This window comes from Ensifer sp. 22460 (assembly GCF_052044935.1).
In the GTDB taxonomy this organism is placed as follows: Bacteria; Pseudomonadota; Alphaproteobacteria; order Rhizobiales; family Rhizobiaceae; genus Ensifer.
Genome location: NZ_JBQENZ010000024.1, coordinates 95,777 through 113,083, shown reverse-complemented (window position 1 = coordinate 113,083; position 17,307 = coordinate 95,777). Strand labels below are relative to the sequence as shown.

Annotated in this window: 16 protein-coding genes; 2 read left to right on the top strand and 14 right to left on the bottom strand. The window is 61.3% G+C overall.

Features of this window, described 5'->3' with window-relative positions; genetic code table 11:
• Nucleotides 1–237 precede the first annotated feature (237 nt).
• Nucleotides 238–717 (top strand): hypothetical protein, encoded by a 480-nt coding sequence (locus ACTJKM_RS26175; protein WP_156436866.1) that lies wholly within the window; start codon nt 238–240, stop codon nt 715–717.
• 289 nt (nt 718–1,006) lie between these two features.
• Here the strand turns inward: ACTJKM_RS26175 and ACTJKM_RS26170 are convergent, their stop codons facing one another.
• The 4 genes from ACTJKM_RS26170 to ACTJKM_RS26155 form a co-directional block, all read right to left on the bottom strand.
• Nucleotides 1,007–1,468: a metallophosphoesterase gene (locus ACTJKM_RS26170; RefSeq protein WP_245296098.1), complete on the bottom strand. Its 462-nt coding sequence runs from the start codon at nt 1,466–1,468 to the stop codon at nt 1,007–1,009.
• 624 nt (nt 1,469–2,092) lie between these two features.
• The gene (locus tag ACTJKM_RS26165; RefSeq protein WP_245296099.1) at nt 2,093–3,346 is read right to left on the bottom strand and encodes an MFS transporter; all 1,254 of its coding nucleotides are present in this window, start codon (nt 3,344–3,346) and stop codon (nt 2,093–2,095) included.
• Nucleotides 3,343–3,942, bottom strand: a complete 600-nt coding sequence (locus tag ACTJKM_RS26160) for an NADPH-dependent F420 reductase (RefSeq protein WP_058327270.1) — start codon at nt 3,940–3,942, stop codon at nt 3,343–3,345. Before ACTJKM_RS26160 ends, ACTJKM_RS26165 begins: the two co-directional genes overlap by 4 nt.
• A gap of 25 nt (nt 3,943–3,967) precedes the next feature.
• Nucleotides 3,968–4,720, bottom strand: a complete 753-nt coding sequence (locus ACTJKM_RS26155) for a 3-oxoacyl-ACP reductase family protein (protein WP_058327271.1) — start codon at nt 4,718–4,720, stop codon at nt 3,968–3,970.
• A 111-nt stretch (nt 4,721–4,831) separates the two neighbouring features.
• Between ACTJKM_RS26155 and ACTJKM_RS26150 the strand changes: the two genes are divergently transcribed.
• A complete protein-coding gene (locus ACTJKM_RS26150) occupies nt 4,832–5,761 on the top strand; it encodes a LysR family transcriptional regulator (protein WP_058327272.1) in 930 nt (309 codons plus the stop codon).
• A 67-nt stretch (nt 5,762–5,828) separates the two neighbouring features.
• Here ACTJKM_RS26150 and ACTJKM_RS26145 read toward each other — a convergent pair whose 3' ends face one another.
• The 10 genes from ACTJKM_RS26145 to ACTJKM_RS26100 all read right to left on the bottom strand — a co-directional run bounded on the left by ACTJKM_RS26145 (nt 5,829) and on the right by ACTJKM_RS26100 (nt 17,278).
• Nucleotides 5,829–7,037: an AAA family ATPase gene (locus tag ACTJKM_RS26145; protein WP_440661267.1), complete on the bottom strand. Its 1,209-nt coding sequence runs from the start codon at nt 7,035–7,037 to the stop codon at nt 5,829–5,831.
• Between the two features lie 13 nt (nt 7,038–7,050).
• A complete protein-coding gene (locus ACTJKM_RS26140; RefSeq protein ID WP_440638315.1) occupies nt 7,051–7,446 on the bottom strand; it encodes a hypothetical protein in 396 nt (131 codons plus the stop codon).
• Between the two features lie 76 nt (nt 7,447–7,522).
• On the bottom strand, nt 7,523–7,672 hold the full coding sequence (locus tag ACTJKM_RS26135; protein WP_203319464.1) for a hypothetical protein: 150 nt from the start codon (nt 7,670–7,672) through the stop codon (nt 7,523–7,525).
• 1,917 nt (nt 7,673–9,589) lie between these two features.
• Nucleotides 9,590–10,375: a crotonase/enoyl-CoA hydratase family protein gene (locus tag ACTJKM_RS26130; RefSeq protein WP_058327274.1), complete on the bottom strand. Its 786-nt coding sequence runs from the start codon at nt 10,373–10,375 to the stop codon at nt 9,590–9,592.
• Nucleotides 10,372–11,241, bottom strand: coding sequence for a hydroxymethylglutaryl-CoA lyase (locus ACTJKM_RS26125; protein ID WP_440661265.1), 870 nt, complete (start codon nt 11,239–11,241; stop codon nt 10,372–10,374). Before ACTJKM_RS26125 ends, ACTJKM_RS26130 begins: the two co-directional genes overlap by 4 nt.
• On the bottom strand, nt 11,238–13,226 hold the full coding sequence (locus ACTJKM_RS26120) for an acetyl/propionyl/methylcrotonyl-CoA carboxylase subunit alpha (protein ID WP_440661264.1): 1,989 nt from the start codon (nt 13,224–13,226) through the stop codon (nt 11,238–11,240). Before ACTJKM_RS26120 ends, ACTJKM_RS26125 begins: the two co-directional genes overlap by 4 nt.
• 15 nt (nt 13,227–13,241) lie before the next feature.
• Nucleotides 13,242–13,625, bottom strand: a complete 384-nt coding sequence (locus tag ACTJKM_RS26115; RefSeq protein WP_058327277.1) for a RidA family protein — start codon at nt 13,623–13,625, stop codon at nt 13,242–13,244.
• A 10-nt stretch (nt 13,626–13,635) separates the two neighbouring features.
• A complete protein-coding gene (locus ACTJKM_RS26110) occupies nt 13,636–15,243 on the bottom strand; it encodes a carboxyl transferase domain-containing protein (protein ID WP_058327278.1) in 1,608 nt (535 codons plus the stop codon).
• A gap of 46 nt (nt 15,244–15,289) precedes the next feature.
• Nucleotides 15,290–16,453: an isovaleryl-CoA dehydrogenase gene (locus ACTJKM_RS26105; RefSeq protein WP_058327279.1), complete on the bottom strand. Its 1,164-nt coding sequence runs from the start codon at nt 16,451–16,453 to the stop codon at nt 15,290–15,292.
• Between the two features lie 267 nt (nt 16,454–16,720).
• Entirely contained in the window at nt 16,721–17,278 is a 558-nt protein-coding gene (locus ACTJKM_RS26100; RefSeq protein WP_058327280.1) for a gluconokinase, read from the bottom strand.
• Nucleotides 17,279–17,307: the final 29 nt, after the last annotated feature.

Here is a 17,307-nt window from a genome sequence, read left to right as displayed (position 1 = left end):
TTCCAAATCTAGTCCCATTACTTGCTTCCCGCCAGAGCGCCTGGGTTCGTCGATTGCGCCATATGCTTGAGACGGGTCGCCTGCATATAGGTTCATCAAACGAGGCGCTCAACTGTGCAAGGAGAAAGCGGCAATGGAGCAAGTGCCGCAAACGCTGATTTTATATTAGTAGAATTAGATATTATAAAATAGATTAAGATGCCTTTCGGTAGGCCGTTACGGGCGTTCGAGAAAAATATGCTAACCCGTCAACAAATGCTTGAAGGTATGCGCTTAGCTTCCGGCAAGCGCATTGCGCTTTGTATAGTAATCACACTTGTGAACACCAATTTTTTTCTCAATGCAGGGCCGCGGGCTGGCTCTTCTGTGCTAACCGCTAAGCTGAGATTGGTTTGTGGTCGATCAGATGTCGTCTGGAACTACATTGTAAGTGTAATGGGTGAAAAGAAAGCTATCGTGAACAACAGCGGAAGTGGCAAGCAGGGCGAAACGATCCGTCACCTCTTGCTGTACCGCGACAAAAGCTGGGTCCTTATTTACGACTTTTTTCGACGGGGGCGTCCAAGTGAGGAAGATCAAGCCTGCATCGTTGCCAGCGGCACCCAAGAAACCGCCTACGAAGCGACCGACCTCCTCGTCGATAGCCTTCCTCAAGATTGGATGGGTGAGAGGGTAAAAGACGTTCCTCCTCCGCAGCTTGATCGAATACCTCACTAAGATGGAACACTCGTCCGATGTCGCTTCAACTTTGTGGCACTTGCTCCATAATGCCGGGAGAAAGCAACGGACTGGTCCCCCCGAGTCCAGACGTACATGGCGACGGTCACTTGAAGAGCCGGGAGCATGATCAAGGTGGCCTAGACCTCGACGACAAGCCGCGGGTCGAAGGCAGTCCCCTCTCCAGGATATCCGCGCGGGTTGGCGATCACCCTGCTCTCACTGACTCGGTAATCGACTTTATTATGGACGTGACCATGCACCCACAATGCAGGCTGCCCTTCGACGATCAGGTCCTCCAGATCGGAGGCGTAGCAGGCAGATTGGAACTCCGGTGGAATTGATCTGGACGACGGAAGTCGTTCATCCCACTCTGGGCGGCCGCCATCGCGAGTTCAGGATCGCCCCCGTTGAGGCGGAAGTCGGTCCACAGGGTTGCCCCAACAAACCTGACGTCTCCGATATCCACGGCCTCGTTTTCGAGAAAGTGGATGCGAGGATGGCGATTACGGAGCAACCGCGCTTCGCGGATGCTCTCCTGCACGGAGGCTCCATAGTATTCATGGTTCCCTGCCGTCAACACGACAGGCATCGAGGAAGTGATGTTGGCTGCCAACCATTCGATGCTCGGGACGATGCCGCGGGTCAAAAGATCGCCGGCGCAGACCAGGACATCGGCGTCAGGAGGCGGCCGCTGAACGAAGGGTTGGCCGAACTCCAGATGCAAATCGGAAATGATCCAGAGTCTCACGCTTCGGTACCTTTCTGAGGTCGAAGCGTCGTCTGAACGTGATCCGACCCCGAAAGCCGGACGACTCCTGCGATTTCACGACACGTCTGCTGGTTTTGATCTCTTAATGCCATTCCTGACCTCGATACGATAACTGCCGCCTCCGCTTGCGCGGTTGAACGTCAAAGAACTCGTATCGGAAACAGGACAGCCTTGATCATGGCGAGAACATTTAGAGAACGCACATTCTCCCGTCAAGAGGGTTCTGGGGTGTCGAGTGGCTAGCCCGATTGTTTTTGTTCGGATGCGACCTGTCAGCGCTTGCCGGATGGCTGCCCGGAGCTCAAGGTGCGTTCGACCAAGTAATAGGAGATCGCGATGGCTCCGCCATCATACCGCAAGCCCCAACGAAAGGCGGTAAGGGAACCCTCGCTGGGCCGTGCCTTGGACGAGATAGGGTTCAAACCGCTCGGCCGTCGGATAAAGATTAAGCAGGGCGTCGATCAGGTGAAGCTCCGCCTGCACTTGATTGCAAACGTCTCAGGAGAGCGAGGGTCCTGAGGATGAGGACTCTGCTCACCTGCGAGGGCAGAGTCCTGACTGTTGGCCGTCGCGTCTCGACGGATCGTGGGGAGGCGCGGCGCTCTATCGTTTTCCGGTAGGCGCGCCGACTAGAAGGGCGGTCAGCAAGGCGGCCACGCCTCCTATCACCAGCGCGCTTGCGACTCCAAAATGATCGACAGCCAGACCTCCAACCAGCGCGCCCGCTCCAATGGCAAGCTGCGCAGTCGAAACAAACAGTGCGGCCACGCTTTCAAGCTTGTCAGGGGCGGAGGTAAACATAAAGGTCTGCATGGCGATCGGAAGCATCCCGAAGCCGAAGCCCCAGGTGAGCGTCCAGATCGTAGCGGCCAGCGCGCTATCTCCAGTTATCGTGAGGCCAAACGTGGACAAACTGATCAACGCAGCAGTCCCCGACAGAGAGAGTCGCAAGTTCCTACCTACCGCCCAGCCGCCGAATAGATTTCCGATGAAGCCTGCAATACCGTATCCGAGAAGCAGCGCGCTGAGCACGGCCGCGTCGATATGCGAGACCTGATTGAGAAAGGGTGTGATGTAGGTGTAGCCGGCGAATTGCCCGATGAATATCAGGACAGCGGCAAGCAGGCCCACTTGCGTCTTTCTGTTTCGAAGAACCGCAGGGATTTGAGCAAGGCCGGATGACTGCTGTGGCTTGATCGAGGGCAAGAGCAACAGGAGCGCAGCAACGACGAAAATGGCGACTCCAGACGCCAGCCCGAATGAAAGACGCCATCCGAGCAGATTCCCGACGAGTGCGCCCGCCGGCACCCCGGCGACCGTTCCCAGCGACACACCGGAATAGATCAGAGACGTCGCACGTCCGCCCTCCGCTCCGGGTCGAAGGCGCGGACCAAGTGATCCCCCGATCGTCCAGAAGCCACCGACCCCGATCCCCAACAGAACTCGGCCAAACATCAGCGCCTGGAAACTGGTCGCCATTGCAACAATTGCATTTGACAGCACGAGCAGACCCAAAAGAAAGACCAGAACGTGCTTGCGGTCGAACCGACCCGCAAGGCCTATGGTGAGAGGGGCGGCGATGGCGGCGAGGACGCCCGGCGTCGTGACCATCAGGCCAGCCTGCCCCTCGCTGATTCCAATCTCTGCTGCAATCTGCGGAAGCAGCCCCACGGGGAGGAATTCCGTGGTGACGAGAGCGAATGCGCCAATCCCGACGGTGGCAACGGCAGGCCAGGACGCAAGTGGCGCATGCGCGCGAGTCTGCGCATAGCTCGGTGAAACGGGCATATCCATTTGAAGGTCCTTATCAGTGAGAACCTCGGCCGGAGGCATGAGCTTCCGGCCGAGGTTCGTCATCCAAATTTCACGAGGTTGAGTGCAGGGAGCGGACCGCCTGGGAACTGCACGAGCTTTCCACCGACCGAGATCGGACCGAGATCGATCCCCGCGAAGCCCAGCTTGGCGATCAGTGCGCCAACTTCGGCCTTCGACCTCGCGTCATCTCCCGAGTAAAAGAGGACGCGGCTTCCACCCTCAGCACGCGGATCGCCAGAGAGCAGATGCGGAGGAAGATGGTTGAACGCCTTTACGACACGAGCGCCTGGCACCAGGTCGGCGAAGACTTCGGTCGACAGTCGCCCATTGAGTTCCGCTGGCTGGAAGAGCGGACGCTCGATCGGGTTGTTGGCGTCGATGACGATGCGCCCGGCCCAATCAGAAAGACCCGCCAATGCCTTTGGCAACTTCGACCACGGCACGGCGACCAGCACGAGATCGGCCTTGGCCGCTTCCTCGATGGTGCCTGCCGTGATGTGTGGTGTCAGTTCGCGTGCAAAGTCCCGAAGCGTGTCTGGACCGCGGCTGTTTGCGATCGTTGCGGCGATACCGTTTCGAGCAAGCGCGCGGGCGAACGCGGAGCCGATCTCCCCGGCTCCAATGATACCGATAGACATTGGTGGTCTCCAGGTTGATTGCTGATCAGGCGGTGAAGCCGCCGTCGGCGACGATGTCAGCGCCGGTTACGAAGGCGGCCTCCGGGCTGGCGAGATAAGCCACTACACTGGCGACCTCGTAGTCCTTTCCGTAGCGGCCGATCGCCATGCCGGGGCCGACGATCTTCGAGACGGGACCTCCATCCGGATTCATGTCGGTGTCGGTCGGGCCGGGGTGCACGGTGTTCACGGTGATGCCTTTGGGACCGAGGTCTCGCACGAGGCTGCGGTTGAAGCCGGCGACAGCTCCCTTCGTCAGCGTGTAGAGAGAGGCTGTCGGAAAGGCTGCATAGCGTACCATCGACGAACCGATATGGATGATCCGGCCGCCCGAGTTCATACGACGTGCAGCTTCCTGCGTGCCGACGAACACACCAGTCACGTTGACCGCGATCATGCGCTCGTAGTCTTCGAACTTGATGTCTTCGATCGGACCACCAAGTGCGATGCCGGCATTGTTGACGAGGATGTCGAGGGAGCCGAAGGTCTCCTCCGTCTTGGCCACTGCGGCCCGTACGGATTCAGGATTCCCGGAGTCGGCATGGATGGCGATGGCACGACCGCCTGCGTTTTCGATTTCCTTCACGACTGCGGCTGCCTTTTCCGGCGAGGCGCTGTAGGTAATGGCGACTGCGGCTCCATCTGCCGCGAGGCGCTTGGCGATGGCTGCGCCGATAGAACGGGAGCCCCCCGTGACGAGAGCGGTCTTGCCGGACAGTTTCTGAGAGATGTTGGTCATTGCGATCACTCCATTGCTTGGTTTCGATGGAGTGAATATCGCCCTCTTATTCCCCTATGATTAGAGACAATTGACTGTTATTAATTTCAAGCAATCATTGAAAGACGCCTCATGGAAACATTGGCAAATCTGGAGTCCTTCGTTCGCAGCGCGGAGCTTGGCAGCTTCTCTTCCGCAGCCCGCAGGCTAGGATTGACGCCAGCGGCGGTCAGCAGGAACGTCGCCGCTCTGGAATTCAATCTGAAGCTTCGGCTCTTCCAGCGCAGCACACGGAGTTTGGCACTTACGGAGGCGGGCGAGCGCTTCCTCCATTCGGTCCGTGATCACCTGGAGAGCCTTCAAGGTGCGATTGCCGAGGCTTCCAATGAACAGACCGAACCGGCAGGCGTGCTGAGACTCAGCATGAGTCCCACATTTGGAATTGAGTACATTCTCCCCAAACTGCCCGAGTTCATGAGCCGATACCCGCTGATCAGGCCGGAATGGATGTTCGAGAATCGGCAGGTTGACCTGATCGCCGAGGGATACGACGCGGCGATCGGTGGCGGATTCGAGCTGACACCGGGCATCATCGCAAAAACCCTTGCCTCGGCCCACATCATCGCGGTTGCCTCGCCGTCATACATGCAGGACCGGGTTCCGCCTCACGACCCATCCGGCCTGACTGAGCTAGATGGGATCGTCATGCGTTCATTGCGGACAGGTCGAATTCGACAATGGCAGATGCGAAACGTCGCAGGTGAAGAGCAGTCGGCGGCGCTGAAGGAAAGGATCGTCGTCAACGACCCGGCCGCAATGCGATCGGCTGCGGTTCTGGGGCTTGGCGTCGCCATGATCGCGAAACCGGACGCATTGCCCTACCTGGAGAACGGTGAACTCGTCCGGTTAACACCTGCATGGTACGCGGACGCTGGTCCGATTTCGATTTACTATGCGAGCCGGACCTTGCTGCCCACCAAAACCAGAGTGTTTATTGATTTCATCGGCGAGGTCTTCCAACGTGAAAGGTGGCCCGAACGGTTCGCAGGCACATTGGGCTAATGGCCCGTAGCTGGATAAGCGGCTCCGCCCCTCTGTCGAGCGAGGAGCGGAGCCTGACCGCTAGCCGTCACGTCCTGACGGATGCGGATTGGGTACTCATGCCCTTCGCGCCCAGGAGCGCCCGAACTTCGTCGCCGTTAACGTGACCCTTGTCGACCAGCGTCTCGGCAAGATGGTCGAGTTCCTGACGACGCTCCGAAAGAAGCGACACCGCGCGGTCTAACTGGGTCTTCAGCCTGACATCGACGAGACCGCGCAGTTTCGGGTCGCGATCCCGAAGGCATTCGAGGGGACGGTCCCCCTTGCCAAGTTCGACAGACAGCACCTCACCGAACCCGAAGTGACGCTCCAGCTTCGTGGCGATATCGCTTGCCAGCACCAGGTCCGACGACGGCGCTCCGCCTGCCCCGTCTGCGTGGCAGCCATAGACCACCGTTTCGGCCGCGATGCCGCCCAAGAGCATCGCGATCCTGTCGTCGTAGTAGCTTGCCGTCTTCACCCGACCGACCTCGGGTTCAAAAACGGTCATGCCAACCGACTGAGCGCCAACCCCGATCGCCGCATCCCGATCGATGTGAACATGCTTGAGCACGTCGCTTGCGAGGAGGACCGCGACGATGGCATGGCCAGCTTCGTGGATTGCCGTGTTCCGCAGTTCACTTGCGCTCAGGACGTAGCGCTTGGGCATCACCTCGAGGAGGAGGTCTTCCGACAAGGCAATCTTCCGCCGCCTCGAAAGCCGCCTGGCATCGCGAGCAAGTTTCTCGATGTCAGCTCCTGACCATCCCCTGGTCGCCGGGACGAAACGGGCGAGATCGCCGTCGAACACCTGTTCGCGCAGATGGTGCCGCAGGATCGCGACACGGGCGGCCGCATCAGGCAATGGGATTTCGATCAGCGTCTCGAGTCTTCCCGGCCGAAGCAGGGCGCGGTCGATGACAGAGGGATTGTTGGTGGCACCCACGACGACGACGCCTTCACGGCCCTCCGCAGGGTCAAGGCATTCAAGCAGGCCGTTGATCACTTGACGCCGATAGTCCCTTGCATGGTCGTCGTCCCCCTCCCGGTCGCCAAAGCTGTCGAACTCGTCGACGAACAAGATGCAAGGCGACTGCTTCATCGCTTGCGCGAAGGCGGCGCGCATTGCCTTCAAGTAGTCGCCCAGATGACCGGCCGCCTGCCAACGGGCGGCGGAGGCGACCACCAGTTCAACCTCGCAGGAGTCAGCGAGGGCTTGGGCATACGTCGTCTTTCCGCAGCCGGGCGGACCATGCAACAGCGCTCCTCGGTCACACGCCCTTCAGCGTGCTGGTCTGGTGAGCGATCCATTTCCGTTCGTCCTGGATGGCCAATGGGATGATATCGAAGAAGCTGGCCTGCTTCTGCTTGGTCCAGATGCCGAGCATCGGAGTGTGGCTAACGGAGGCGACGACGCCGTGCCAGTCGGTAGCCTCATATTCGAGCTTGATTGGATACGAGCTGATCCTGACGACGTCGGGGTTCGTCTCGAAGTGGATCAGAGCATCCCGCATAAGCGTAGAGCGCGCCCTGATCGACTTCTGGGGGGCCTTCCGGGTAGGAAAGCTAACCGGGATTTCCTGACGTTTCTGGCTTTTGGCCACCTTGACGAGGGGAACGTGGTCATCCCCGAAACCGAAGAACTTCATGAGTTCGCGTTCGTTCATTTCATATCTCCAGGCATAGCTCCGCCGACGCTGATCTTCGCGACCCGCGGTGCTGGTTTCAGATTGGGGAAATGCCTCAGATGTCGGCGGACTGGTCGTCTTCGAACAGGTGTCCCTGCCATTCGCGCATCAGATCGGCGATCGAGATGCACTCGCCCCCCAAGGAGTCTAGGTCAGCTACGCTGATCGGCCGGGAAGTGGAAATGGTGGTGTCGATGAAAAACATGGCGCACTTCTCCTCTCCCGCTGGTGGCTATCCGAGCGGGCTACGATGAACATTGGGGAAAAGGGACGCACCTGCTTGGCGCGTGCCTGGAGGTCAAAGTTCGGAGAGTTTGGCGAACCGCCCGAACTGCAAGCAAACGACTACGAGCTGCCGATGGCAGTCATATTCGCGTGGCTATGTGCAGTCCGAAGGCGGTCATGGGATCATCCCGTGCTGCGGAAACGGCATGGCTCATCGCTTCCGTTCTCGGTTTGTACCGGACGGTTTCGGTAAGTCAACCGGGCCCGGACCCGCCGGACTGCAGAAATTTCATGAAAGGGGACGAGCCGACGCGGGAATCCGTTGACAGTACCAATCCAACCGGCAACACTCAGAGTGCTTATGTTCTGGTGTTTTTTGGTTGGTTTGTTGGTGTCCTGCCATGCAGTCCCGATAAACAATCAGGAAGCTCACGGGTATCCCCACAACGGGTATTCCCACAACGACGGGCCGTCCTCTAACGGGGCGGCCCGTCGTTATTTGGTCGGTGGCGTAGGCGTTTGGCCATCCTTCACTCCTAGCTTCGTTGGTCCGGGCAAATATATTGAGGGCCGCCCGCTGAAGTTGACAAGCCTTTCCGTCGCCCGCGCGCCCCTGCCCTCTTCGACGAAACGACAGCTGCCAGATTTATTTTCGAGCGGGGTCAGCGACATCGGAAAATTAGAATTCTCTGATGCAGATGCGAGCAGCTCTGGCCTCGACCAGGAGCCTTCGACTTTTTGAAGCCAAATCGTTGGCTGAAAAAATTCTGCTGGTGCTCCTAGACAAGCACGAAGTTTGTTCTATTTTTGTTCACTATGAAAACCTGGACCTCGATCATCACCGCTCGAATAGGCTGAACGCCCTGGCCAAGAGACGGCCACCGTTCGGAATCGTGTTGTCGAGGTCTATCCATATGCTCACCATCGAAGATGTCGTTGGCGCTCCTGCCGCAGCTGGAGTAGCAACCCGGAAGTCTTTCTTTTCCTCAGCCACTGCTACTGGTCATCCCAGGATGCCGGCCACTACCATAGTGGCAACGATCGATCCGTGGAGACTGTGCCGCCTTCCCTACCCGACCTTCTGGTTTCCGATAATCGAGGTCTGCGATTTCCTCGACGGCGACAAATATCCGGCCGAGGCGGAAGATTGCCGTTCGCGCCCGGCTGCACCCGGCATATTCAGGCGCGGGGTTAGCGCAGTTGACCGTCATGGAAGATGTCACGGGGGTGGCATCTGCCAGGGAACGAAGGTGTGGAGGTGGAAGGAGTGACCGCGCGCCGACATCTATAATTCGGCTGTGAGGTACAGCATAGGAAGGCGGGAAGCGGATACTCATGGATTGCCTCGAGTCAGCGTTTTCCATTCAGACGAATGTCATGCCGGCCGTTCCCTGGGGTTCGGTATGAGGTCTTTCATTGATACCTGACGCTCTCGCGATGTCGGCCCTTCGCAGGAAGGAAGTCTCAACAACCGCGAAGACTGAATGCGCGAACGCGATTTCCGCCTAATACATGACTTCATTTGCGCTGCTTAGAGCGTCGAGAAAATGAAGAACTCGCATGCGAGAGTGACGTCTTGGATTTCTGGAGCGATGCCATCTCTGTGGCCAAAGATATTGAACGACGTCGAAGAAAGAAGGACTTGAGTCAACCGCCACGGCCCTGCGTGCCAATGCACATTTCCGATTGAATTTCAAGGAGTTGACGGAGCATTAGACTTGTGCCGACCGCCCATTTTGCCGTAGCATCACAAGTTTGAGTTGACGGGTTTTCTTGAAGATCATGTCTCAAGTCCGCTCTTTGGAACCGCCTCGGGTCATCCGTGGCGGTCTTTTTTTGCCCAAAGAGTTCAGACGTTGATGGCGGCCAGTTCAGACGTTCATGGCGCGCTACAGCCCTATTGCCGCCAGGATGGCTCGCGCTTGTCAAAGAAAGCGCCAACGCCTTCGCGAGCCTCGTCGGACTCCCAGCAATCAGCAAGCTGCTCGATGGTCGCGGCAATGGTGTCCCCGGTGATCGGTGGCCCAAGCGAACGGGCCAACCGTTTGGCCCGCCCGGTCGCCTCGGGCGCCACTGCCAGATAAGGTTCGATCTCCGTTTCGACCGCTCCGTCCAGTGCGTCGGCCGCAGCAACGACCGTGGCCAGCCCCAGGGCTTTCGCCTCATCGGCACCGAACAGGCGGGCGGACATGAACAACGGCCGCGCCTTGCCCTCGCCGATGCGGGCGACGACATAGGGGCTGATGGTGGCCGGGATTAGGCCGAGGCGCGTCTCTGTCAAACCAAATTTGGCGTCGGCCGAAGCGACGGCCGCATCGCAGATGCTCATCAGGCCGACGCCGCCGCCGAAGGCGTTGCCGTGCAGGCGACCGATCACCGGCTTGGCGATCTCGTTCAGCGCCTTGAACATCATCGCCAGACGCGTCGCTTCGGCGATGCGGATCGCCCGATCGGCATCGAACTGCTCACGCATCCAGCCGAGATCGCCGCCGGCGCAGAAGCTGCGGCCCTCGGCTTCCAGTATGACGGCCCGGACCGAGCGATCGTCCGAAAGCGAATGAGCGGCTTCGGTCAGTTCGCCGATCATCTTGGCCGAAAGCGCATTGTGCTTCTGCGGTTGCGCCAAAGTCAGCCGCGCGACGCCGCGTGCGTCGGTCACGATCCGGATCGTTTCGAGGGTCATGATCTTGTCCTCAAGGTGCGCGCGAAAGCGGCCGCCTGTTCGAGCTTCGCCGTGTCGAGGCTCGTCGAGAACCCCTTGCCGGTGACGAAGGCGTTGACGGCGAGCGTGTCGACATTGCCCGCCGCTCCAGGCGCATAGGGGCAGCCACCGAGACCGCCGGCCGAGGCATCGAAGACCCGCAAACCGCGGTCGAGCGCCACGGCGATATTGTCAATCGCGCGGCCGGACGTATCGTGGAAATGTCCGGCAAGCCTCTTGGACCGAATGCGCTCCAGCACTGCAGCCAGCATCGCGTCCACCGCCTCCGGTGTGCCGCGACCGATCGTGTCGCCGAGACTGATCTCATAGCAGCCGAGTTCATCGAGCAGGCCGGCAACATCGGCGGCACTGGCCGGCGCAATCGCACCTTCATAGGGGCATTCGACCACGCAACTGACGTAGCCCCGCAGCAAAAGCCCGCGCTCACGGCAGGCGTCGGCTATCGGGCGAAACCGATCGATGCTTTCGGCGATCGAACAATTGATATTCTTCTGCGAGAAGGTTTCGGAAGCCGAGGCGAAGATCGCCACCTCGTCGGCACCCGCGTCAAGTGCTGCCTCGAGCCCGCGCATATTGGGCGTCAGCACGGCATAGCGCGTACCGGGTCGTCTGATAATGCCGGCCATCACCTCGGCGGCATCGGCCATCTGCGGCACCCATTTCGGGCTGACGAAGCTCGTCACCTCGATCCGCTCATAGCCACAGTCGGATAGCAGATCGACGAGGCGGATCTTGTCGGCAGTCGCAACGAGACGGCTTTCATTCTGCAGCCCGTCACGTGGCGCCATTTCGACGATCGTCACGTGCTCAGGCACCGCTCCGCTCATTCCGCGCTCCCCGCCTGGAGCATCACCAGCACGGCGCCGGCGCTCACCTGCTCGCCTTCACTGACCAGTACGCTCTCGACCACGCCGGCACGCGAGGCCGACAGCGTAAGCTCCATCTTCATTGCTTCCATGACGGCGAGCGCCTGCCCCTTTTCGACCGTATCACCGGGGCGGACCCGGACGAGCTTGACGATGCCGGGCATCGGCGCCGACACCTCGTCGTCGGCCACCTCGCTGGAATGACCGGTGCCAAGCGCGTCGGGCAGGCGCAGGACGTAAGTGTCACCGTTGAGGAACAGGGTGATCTGCTCGCCTTCGCGCAGGAAGCGGAACTCATGCTGCGCTCCGGAGATCTCGGCGCGGGCGCCATCGGTAAACCGGTCGAGGATCACCACAGGCAGAGCCGCCGTTCCGGTGTGGACCGCAAACTGGTCGCGGCCGCGGGCGGCGAGCGTCACAATCGCCCGTCCGCCTGTGTGCTCGATCGTGACGTTCCTGCTGGCGTCGCCCCAGATCTGCCAATGGCCGAGTGACGACCACGGATCGGCAGATCCATCCGGCAGCAGGGCGCCGGTGGAGACGATCGCCGCCAGCGCCAGCGCCGCATCGCTTGGCGCCTTCGTTGCCGTGAGCTGATCGATGGAACGGTCGATGAGGCCGGTATCGGGATGCCCGGCGCGAAAATCCGGCTCGGCGGCAAGACGCGCAAGAAAATCGAGATTGGTAACCGTGCCGCCGATGCGGCAAGCCTTCAATGCGCTTTCGAGCTTTACCAACGCTGCCGATCGGTTCGGGCCATGAACGATCAGCTTGGCGATCAGCGGATCATAGAATGGCGTGATCCGGTCGCCCTGCCGCACACCGGCATCGACACGCACGCCATCTTCCGGAAAGCTCAGCGTCGTCAGCCGCCCGGTCGCCGGCAGGAAGCCGCGTGACGGGTCCTCCGCGTAGATGCGAGCTTCGAACGCCCAACCGTCGATGCCGATCTCGCTCTGGCGTTTGGGCAGCGCTTCGCCGGCGGCGGCGCGCAACTGCCACTCGACGAGATCGATACCGGTGATCGCCTCTGTCACCGGATGCTCCACCTGCAACCGGGTATTCATCTCCATGAAATAGAACTGGTCCGGCCAGAGTCCGTCCGTCACGTCAGCGATGAATTCGACTGTGCCGGCGCCGACATAGCCGATCGCCTGCGCTGCCCGAACCGCAGCATCGCCCATGGCGCGCCGCACTTCCGCGGTCATGCCGGGGGCCGGCGCTTCCTCGATCACCTTCTGGTGGCGGCGCTGCAGCGAACAGTCGCGCTCGAAGAGGTGCAGAATGTTGCCGTGCCGGTCGCCGAAGACCTGGACTTCGATATGCCGGGGTTTCGTCAGGTATTTCTCGATCAGCACCGAACCATCGCCGAAGGCGGCTTCCGCCTCGCGCCGCGCGGCCTCGAGTGCGGCTGGAAACTCGGCGGCACTGTCGACGCGACGCATGCCCTTGCCGCCGCCGCCGGCACGCGCCTTGATCAGTACCGGATAGCCGACATTCGCTGCTTCCTCCGCGAGGAAGTCGGCATCCTGCCGCTCGCCGTGGTAACCGGGAACGACCGGCACGCCGGACTGCTCCATCAACGCCTTGGCGGCATCCTTCAGACCCATGGCGCGGATCGCCCGCGCGGATGGCCCGACAAAGGTGATACCGGCCGCCTCGACGGCGTCGGCGAAATCGGCATTCTCCGAGAGAAAGCCGTAGCCCGGATGGATCGCATCCGCACCGACCGCGCGTGCGGCAGCGATGATGCGCTCGGCCGACAGATAGCTTTCGAGTGCCGGCGGCAGGCCGATGCGGATCGCTTCGTCGGCAAGTGCCACGTGCAGCGCGCCGACATCGGCATCGGAATAGACGGCGACCGTGCGAATGCCGAGACGCTTGGCGGTGCGCATCACCCGACAGGCGATCTCACCGCGATTGGCAATCAGGAGTTTGGAAAACATCGGCATCCTCGGCCCCTATCGCGCAGCGATCACATCGATTTCGAGCAGCCAGCCGGCGTCGAAAATGCCGGCGATCGCCACGGTCATGGCGGGTGCGAGCGGACCCAGATACTCCTGACGCGCCGCGCGGTTGGCCATGGTGTACTGGCGGTCGGCAAGATAGACCGTCACCTTGACAATATCGGACTTCGTCATTCCCGCCGCCGTCAGCTGGGCGTCGATGTTCGCCCAGACCTGGCGCGCCTGCGCCTCGAAACCCTCCGGCAATGCGTCTTCGACCGTCAGCGGCACCTGGCCGCTGACAAAGAGCAGGCGCTCGAAATCTTCAAGGCGCACGGCCTGCGAATAGCCGCCGCGCGGTTGAGGTGCATTCTTGGCGTTGATGTTCTCGCGCTTCATCAGCTCATCCCTACATCCTGAAGAGGCCGAAGCGCGTGTCTTCGATCGGCGCGTTGAGCGCTGCCGAAAGCGACAGGCCCAGCACATCGCGCGTCTTGCGCGGATCGACGACACCGTCGTCCCAAAGTCTTGCCGAGGCATAGAGCGGATGGCTCTGGCGCTCGAAGAGATCGAGGATCGGCTGGCGGAAACGCGCCTCCTCCTCTTCGCTCCAGGGCGTGCCCGCCCGCTTCAGCGCCTCGCTGCGCACCGTCGTCAACACACCGGCCGCCTGTTCGCCGCCCATGACAGAGATACGGCTGTTCGGCCAGGTCCAGAGGAAGCGCGGCGAGAAGGCGCGGCCGCACATGCCGTAATTGCCCGCGCCGAAGGAGCCGCCGACGAGCATGGTCACCTTCGGGACCCGCGCCGTCGCCACCGCCGTCACCAGCTTGGCGCCGTGCTTGGCGATGCCTTCCGTCTCGTACTTCCGCCCGACCATGAAGCCGGTGATGTTCTGCAGGAACACGAGCGGGATCTTGCGCTGGGCGCAGAGCTCGACGAAATGCGCGCCCTTCAGTGCGGATTCCGAGAACAGCACGCCGTTGTTGGCGATGAGGCCGACCGGGATGCCATGGACATGGGCGAAGCCGCAGACGAGCGTCGTGCCGTAGCGCGCCTTGAACTCGTCGAAACGGGAGCCGTCGACGATGCGTGCGATGACCTCGCGGATATCGTAAGGCGTGCGCAGATCGGAAGGCACGATGCCGGCAATTTCGTGCGGATCGTAGAGCGGCGGTTCAGATGCCGCGAGTTCGACCGACAGCGGCTTGTGCCGGTTGAGCGCGGCGACAGCCCGACGCGCCAGCGCCAGCGCGTGGGCGTCGTCCCGCGCCAAGTGATCGGCCACGCCGGAAAGGCGGGTATGCACATCGGCGCCGCCGAGATCCTCCGCGGAGACCACCTCGCCGGTCGCCGCCCTGACGAGCGGCGGGCCGGCGAGAAAGATCGTACCCTGGCCCTCGACGATGATCGTTTCGTCGGACATCGCCGGCACGTAGGCGCCGCCGGCCGTGCACGATCCCATCACCACAGCGATCTGCGGAATGCCGGCAGCCGACATGTTGGCCTGGTTGTAGAAGATCCGGCCGAAGTGATCCCTGTCCGGGAAAACCTCGTCCTGGTTCGGCAGATTGGCGCCGCCGGAATCGACGAGATAGATGCAAGGCAGACGATTTTCCGCGGCGATCTCCTGCGCGCGCAGGTGCTTCTTCACCGTCAGTGGATAGTAGGTACCGCCTTTGACCGTCGGATCGTTGCAGACGATCATGCATTCGCGGCCCGACACCCGGCCGATGCCCGTGATCAGTCCGGCCGCCGGCGCATCGCCATTGTACATGCCGTGCGCCGCCGTCATGCCGACTTCGAGAAACGGCGTTGCGGGATCGATGAGATTGGCCACCCGGTCGCGCGGCAGAAGCTTGCCGCGACTGACATGGCGCTCGCGCGCGGTTTCGCCGCCGCCGCCGGCCGCAAGCTTCACAGCCTCCTCGACCGTCACGATCGCCTCGGCCATGGCCGCCTGATTGGCCCTGAACGTTTCGGAGGACGGTGAGATGTGAGATTTCAGAACGGTCATGAGGTCCTCATTCGATCGAGTTCGGCCGCTTTCGTCTCATCCCGCTCTAGCTCGTCTCGGTGAACAGTTCCCGGCCGATCAGCATGCGGCGGATTTCGCTGGTGCCGGCACCGATCTCGTAGAGCTTGGCGTCGCGCAGAAGACGACCCGCCGGGTAGTCGTTGGTATAACCGTTGCCGCCAAGCGCCTGGATCGCCTCGAGCGCGAGCGCCGTCGCCTTCTCGGCCGCGTAGAGGATGCAACCCGCCGCATCCTTGCGCGTCGTCTCGCCACGATCGCAGGCGGCTGCCACCGCATAGACATAGGCGCGTGCCGCATTTGCCGTCACATACATGTCCGCGAGCTTGCCCTGCATCAGCTGGAATTCGCCGATCGCCTGGCCGAACTGCTTGCGCTCATGCAGATAGGGGACGACGACATCAAGGCAAGCGGCCATGATGCCGAGCGGGCCGGCAGACAGCACCACCCGTTCGTAGTCGAGCCCGGACATCAAAACGCGGACGCCGCCGCCGATGGTGCCGAGCACGTTTTCCTCCGGAACCTCGCAGTCTTTAAAGATCAGTTCGCAGGTGTTGGAACCGCGCATGCCGAGCTTGTCGAGCTTCTGTCCGGTGGAAAATCCGGCATAGCCTTTTTCGACCAGGAATGCGGTGATGCCGCGCGGACCGGCCGTCGGATCGGTCTTGGCGTAGACGACGAGCACGTCGGCGTCCGGGCCATTGGTGATCCACATCTTGTTCCCGTTAAGCACGTGGCGGTCGCCCCGCTTGTCGGCCCTGAGCGTCATCGAGACGACGTCCGAACCGGCGCCGGGCTCGGACATCGCGAGCGCGCCAACATATTCGCCGGAAATCAGCTTCGGTAGATAGCGCGCCTTCTGCTCGTCATTGCCGTTGCGGTTGATCTGGTTGACGCAGAGATTGGAGTGGGCGCCGTAGCTGAGGCCGATCGAGGCCGACGCGCGGCTGATCTCCTCCATCGCCACACAATGGGCTAGATAGCCCATGCCGGCACCGCCATGCTCCTCGCTAGCGGTGATGCCGAGCAGGCCGAGTTCACCCATCTCGCGCCAGAGCTGCATCGGAAATGCATTGTTGCGATCAGTCTCATCCGCCAATGGCGCGATGCGGTTCATTGCGAAGCGCCGCACGCTCTCGCGCAATGCGTCGATGTCCTCGCCAAGCGCGAAGCTCAATCCGCCCTGAAACATGTTTATCCTCCCATCGTGCCTGCCGCGCGGTCTCCTCCCACAGCGGCCGGACGATAACGCTCCATCCTCTACGCGGATCGCGGCGAATGCAATGATATCAACGCCGCGACATGGCCGGACGATAGCACCGCGTTCCGCTAATTTCCTTCCAAAGAGGGGCGAAGCCAAGCACGATATGAAAATCCGGAGGCACCTGCCGATTGCATCCTGTGCGTGAGGCGGTCACCGGGCGCTCGCGCGCCACGTCCGTTTTGGATCGTACCACGCTCAGGTGCCCCCCCAATTCGCAAGTCCCACAAGCTGAGCGAGCACCTCATTGATCACGGCCTGCGTCGGAGGCTCGATGTCCACGGTTACGGTCAAAGGCTCGCCGACAGGGTCTTCTAGCGTCGCGAGCTGCGTGTCGAGCAGAGAGGCGGGCATGAAATGTCCCGTTCGGCGCTGCATCCGCCCGACAAGAACATCGCGATCGCCGTAGAGATAGACAAAAGCAATGGACCTGCCGGCGCTCTCGCGCAGCAGATCGCGATAACTGCGCTTCAGCGCCGAGCAGGAGACGACTACCGGCGCATCACTCGACGCGAGCTGTCGGCCGATCTCCTTCAGCCACGGCCAGCGGTCCGCATCGGTGAGCGGAATACCCGCCGACATCTTGCGGATGTTTTCCTCCGGATGCAGCGCATCACCCTCGACGAAGCGGTAACCGCAGGCGGCTGCGATAGCCTCACCGACCGAGGTCTTGCCGGTACCGGATACGCCCATCACCACAATGGAACCGGGAAATGCCAGGCGGACAACAGCCTCGGACGCGTGATCGTTCGACATGGCCTTGCTCCTTGCATCTGCCGCGCTCG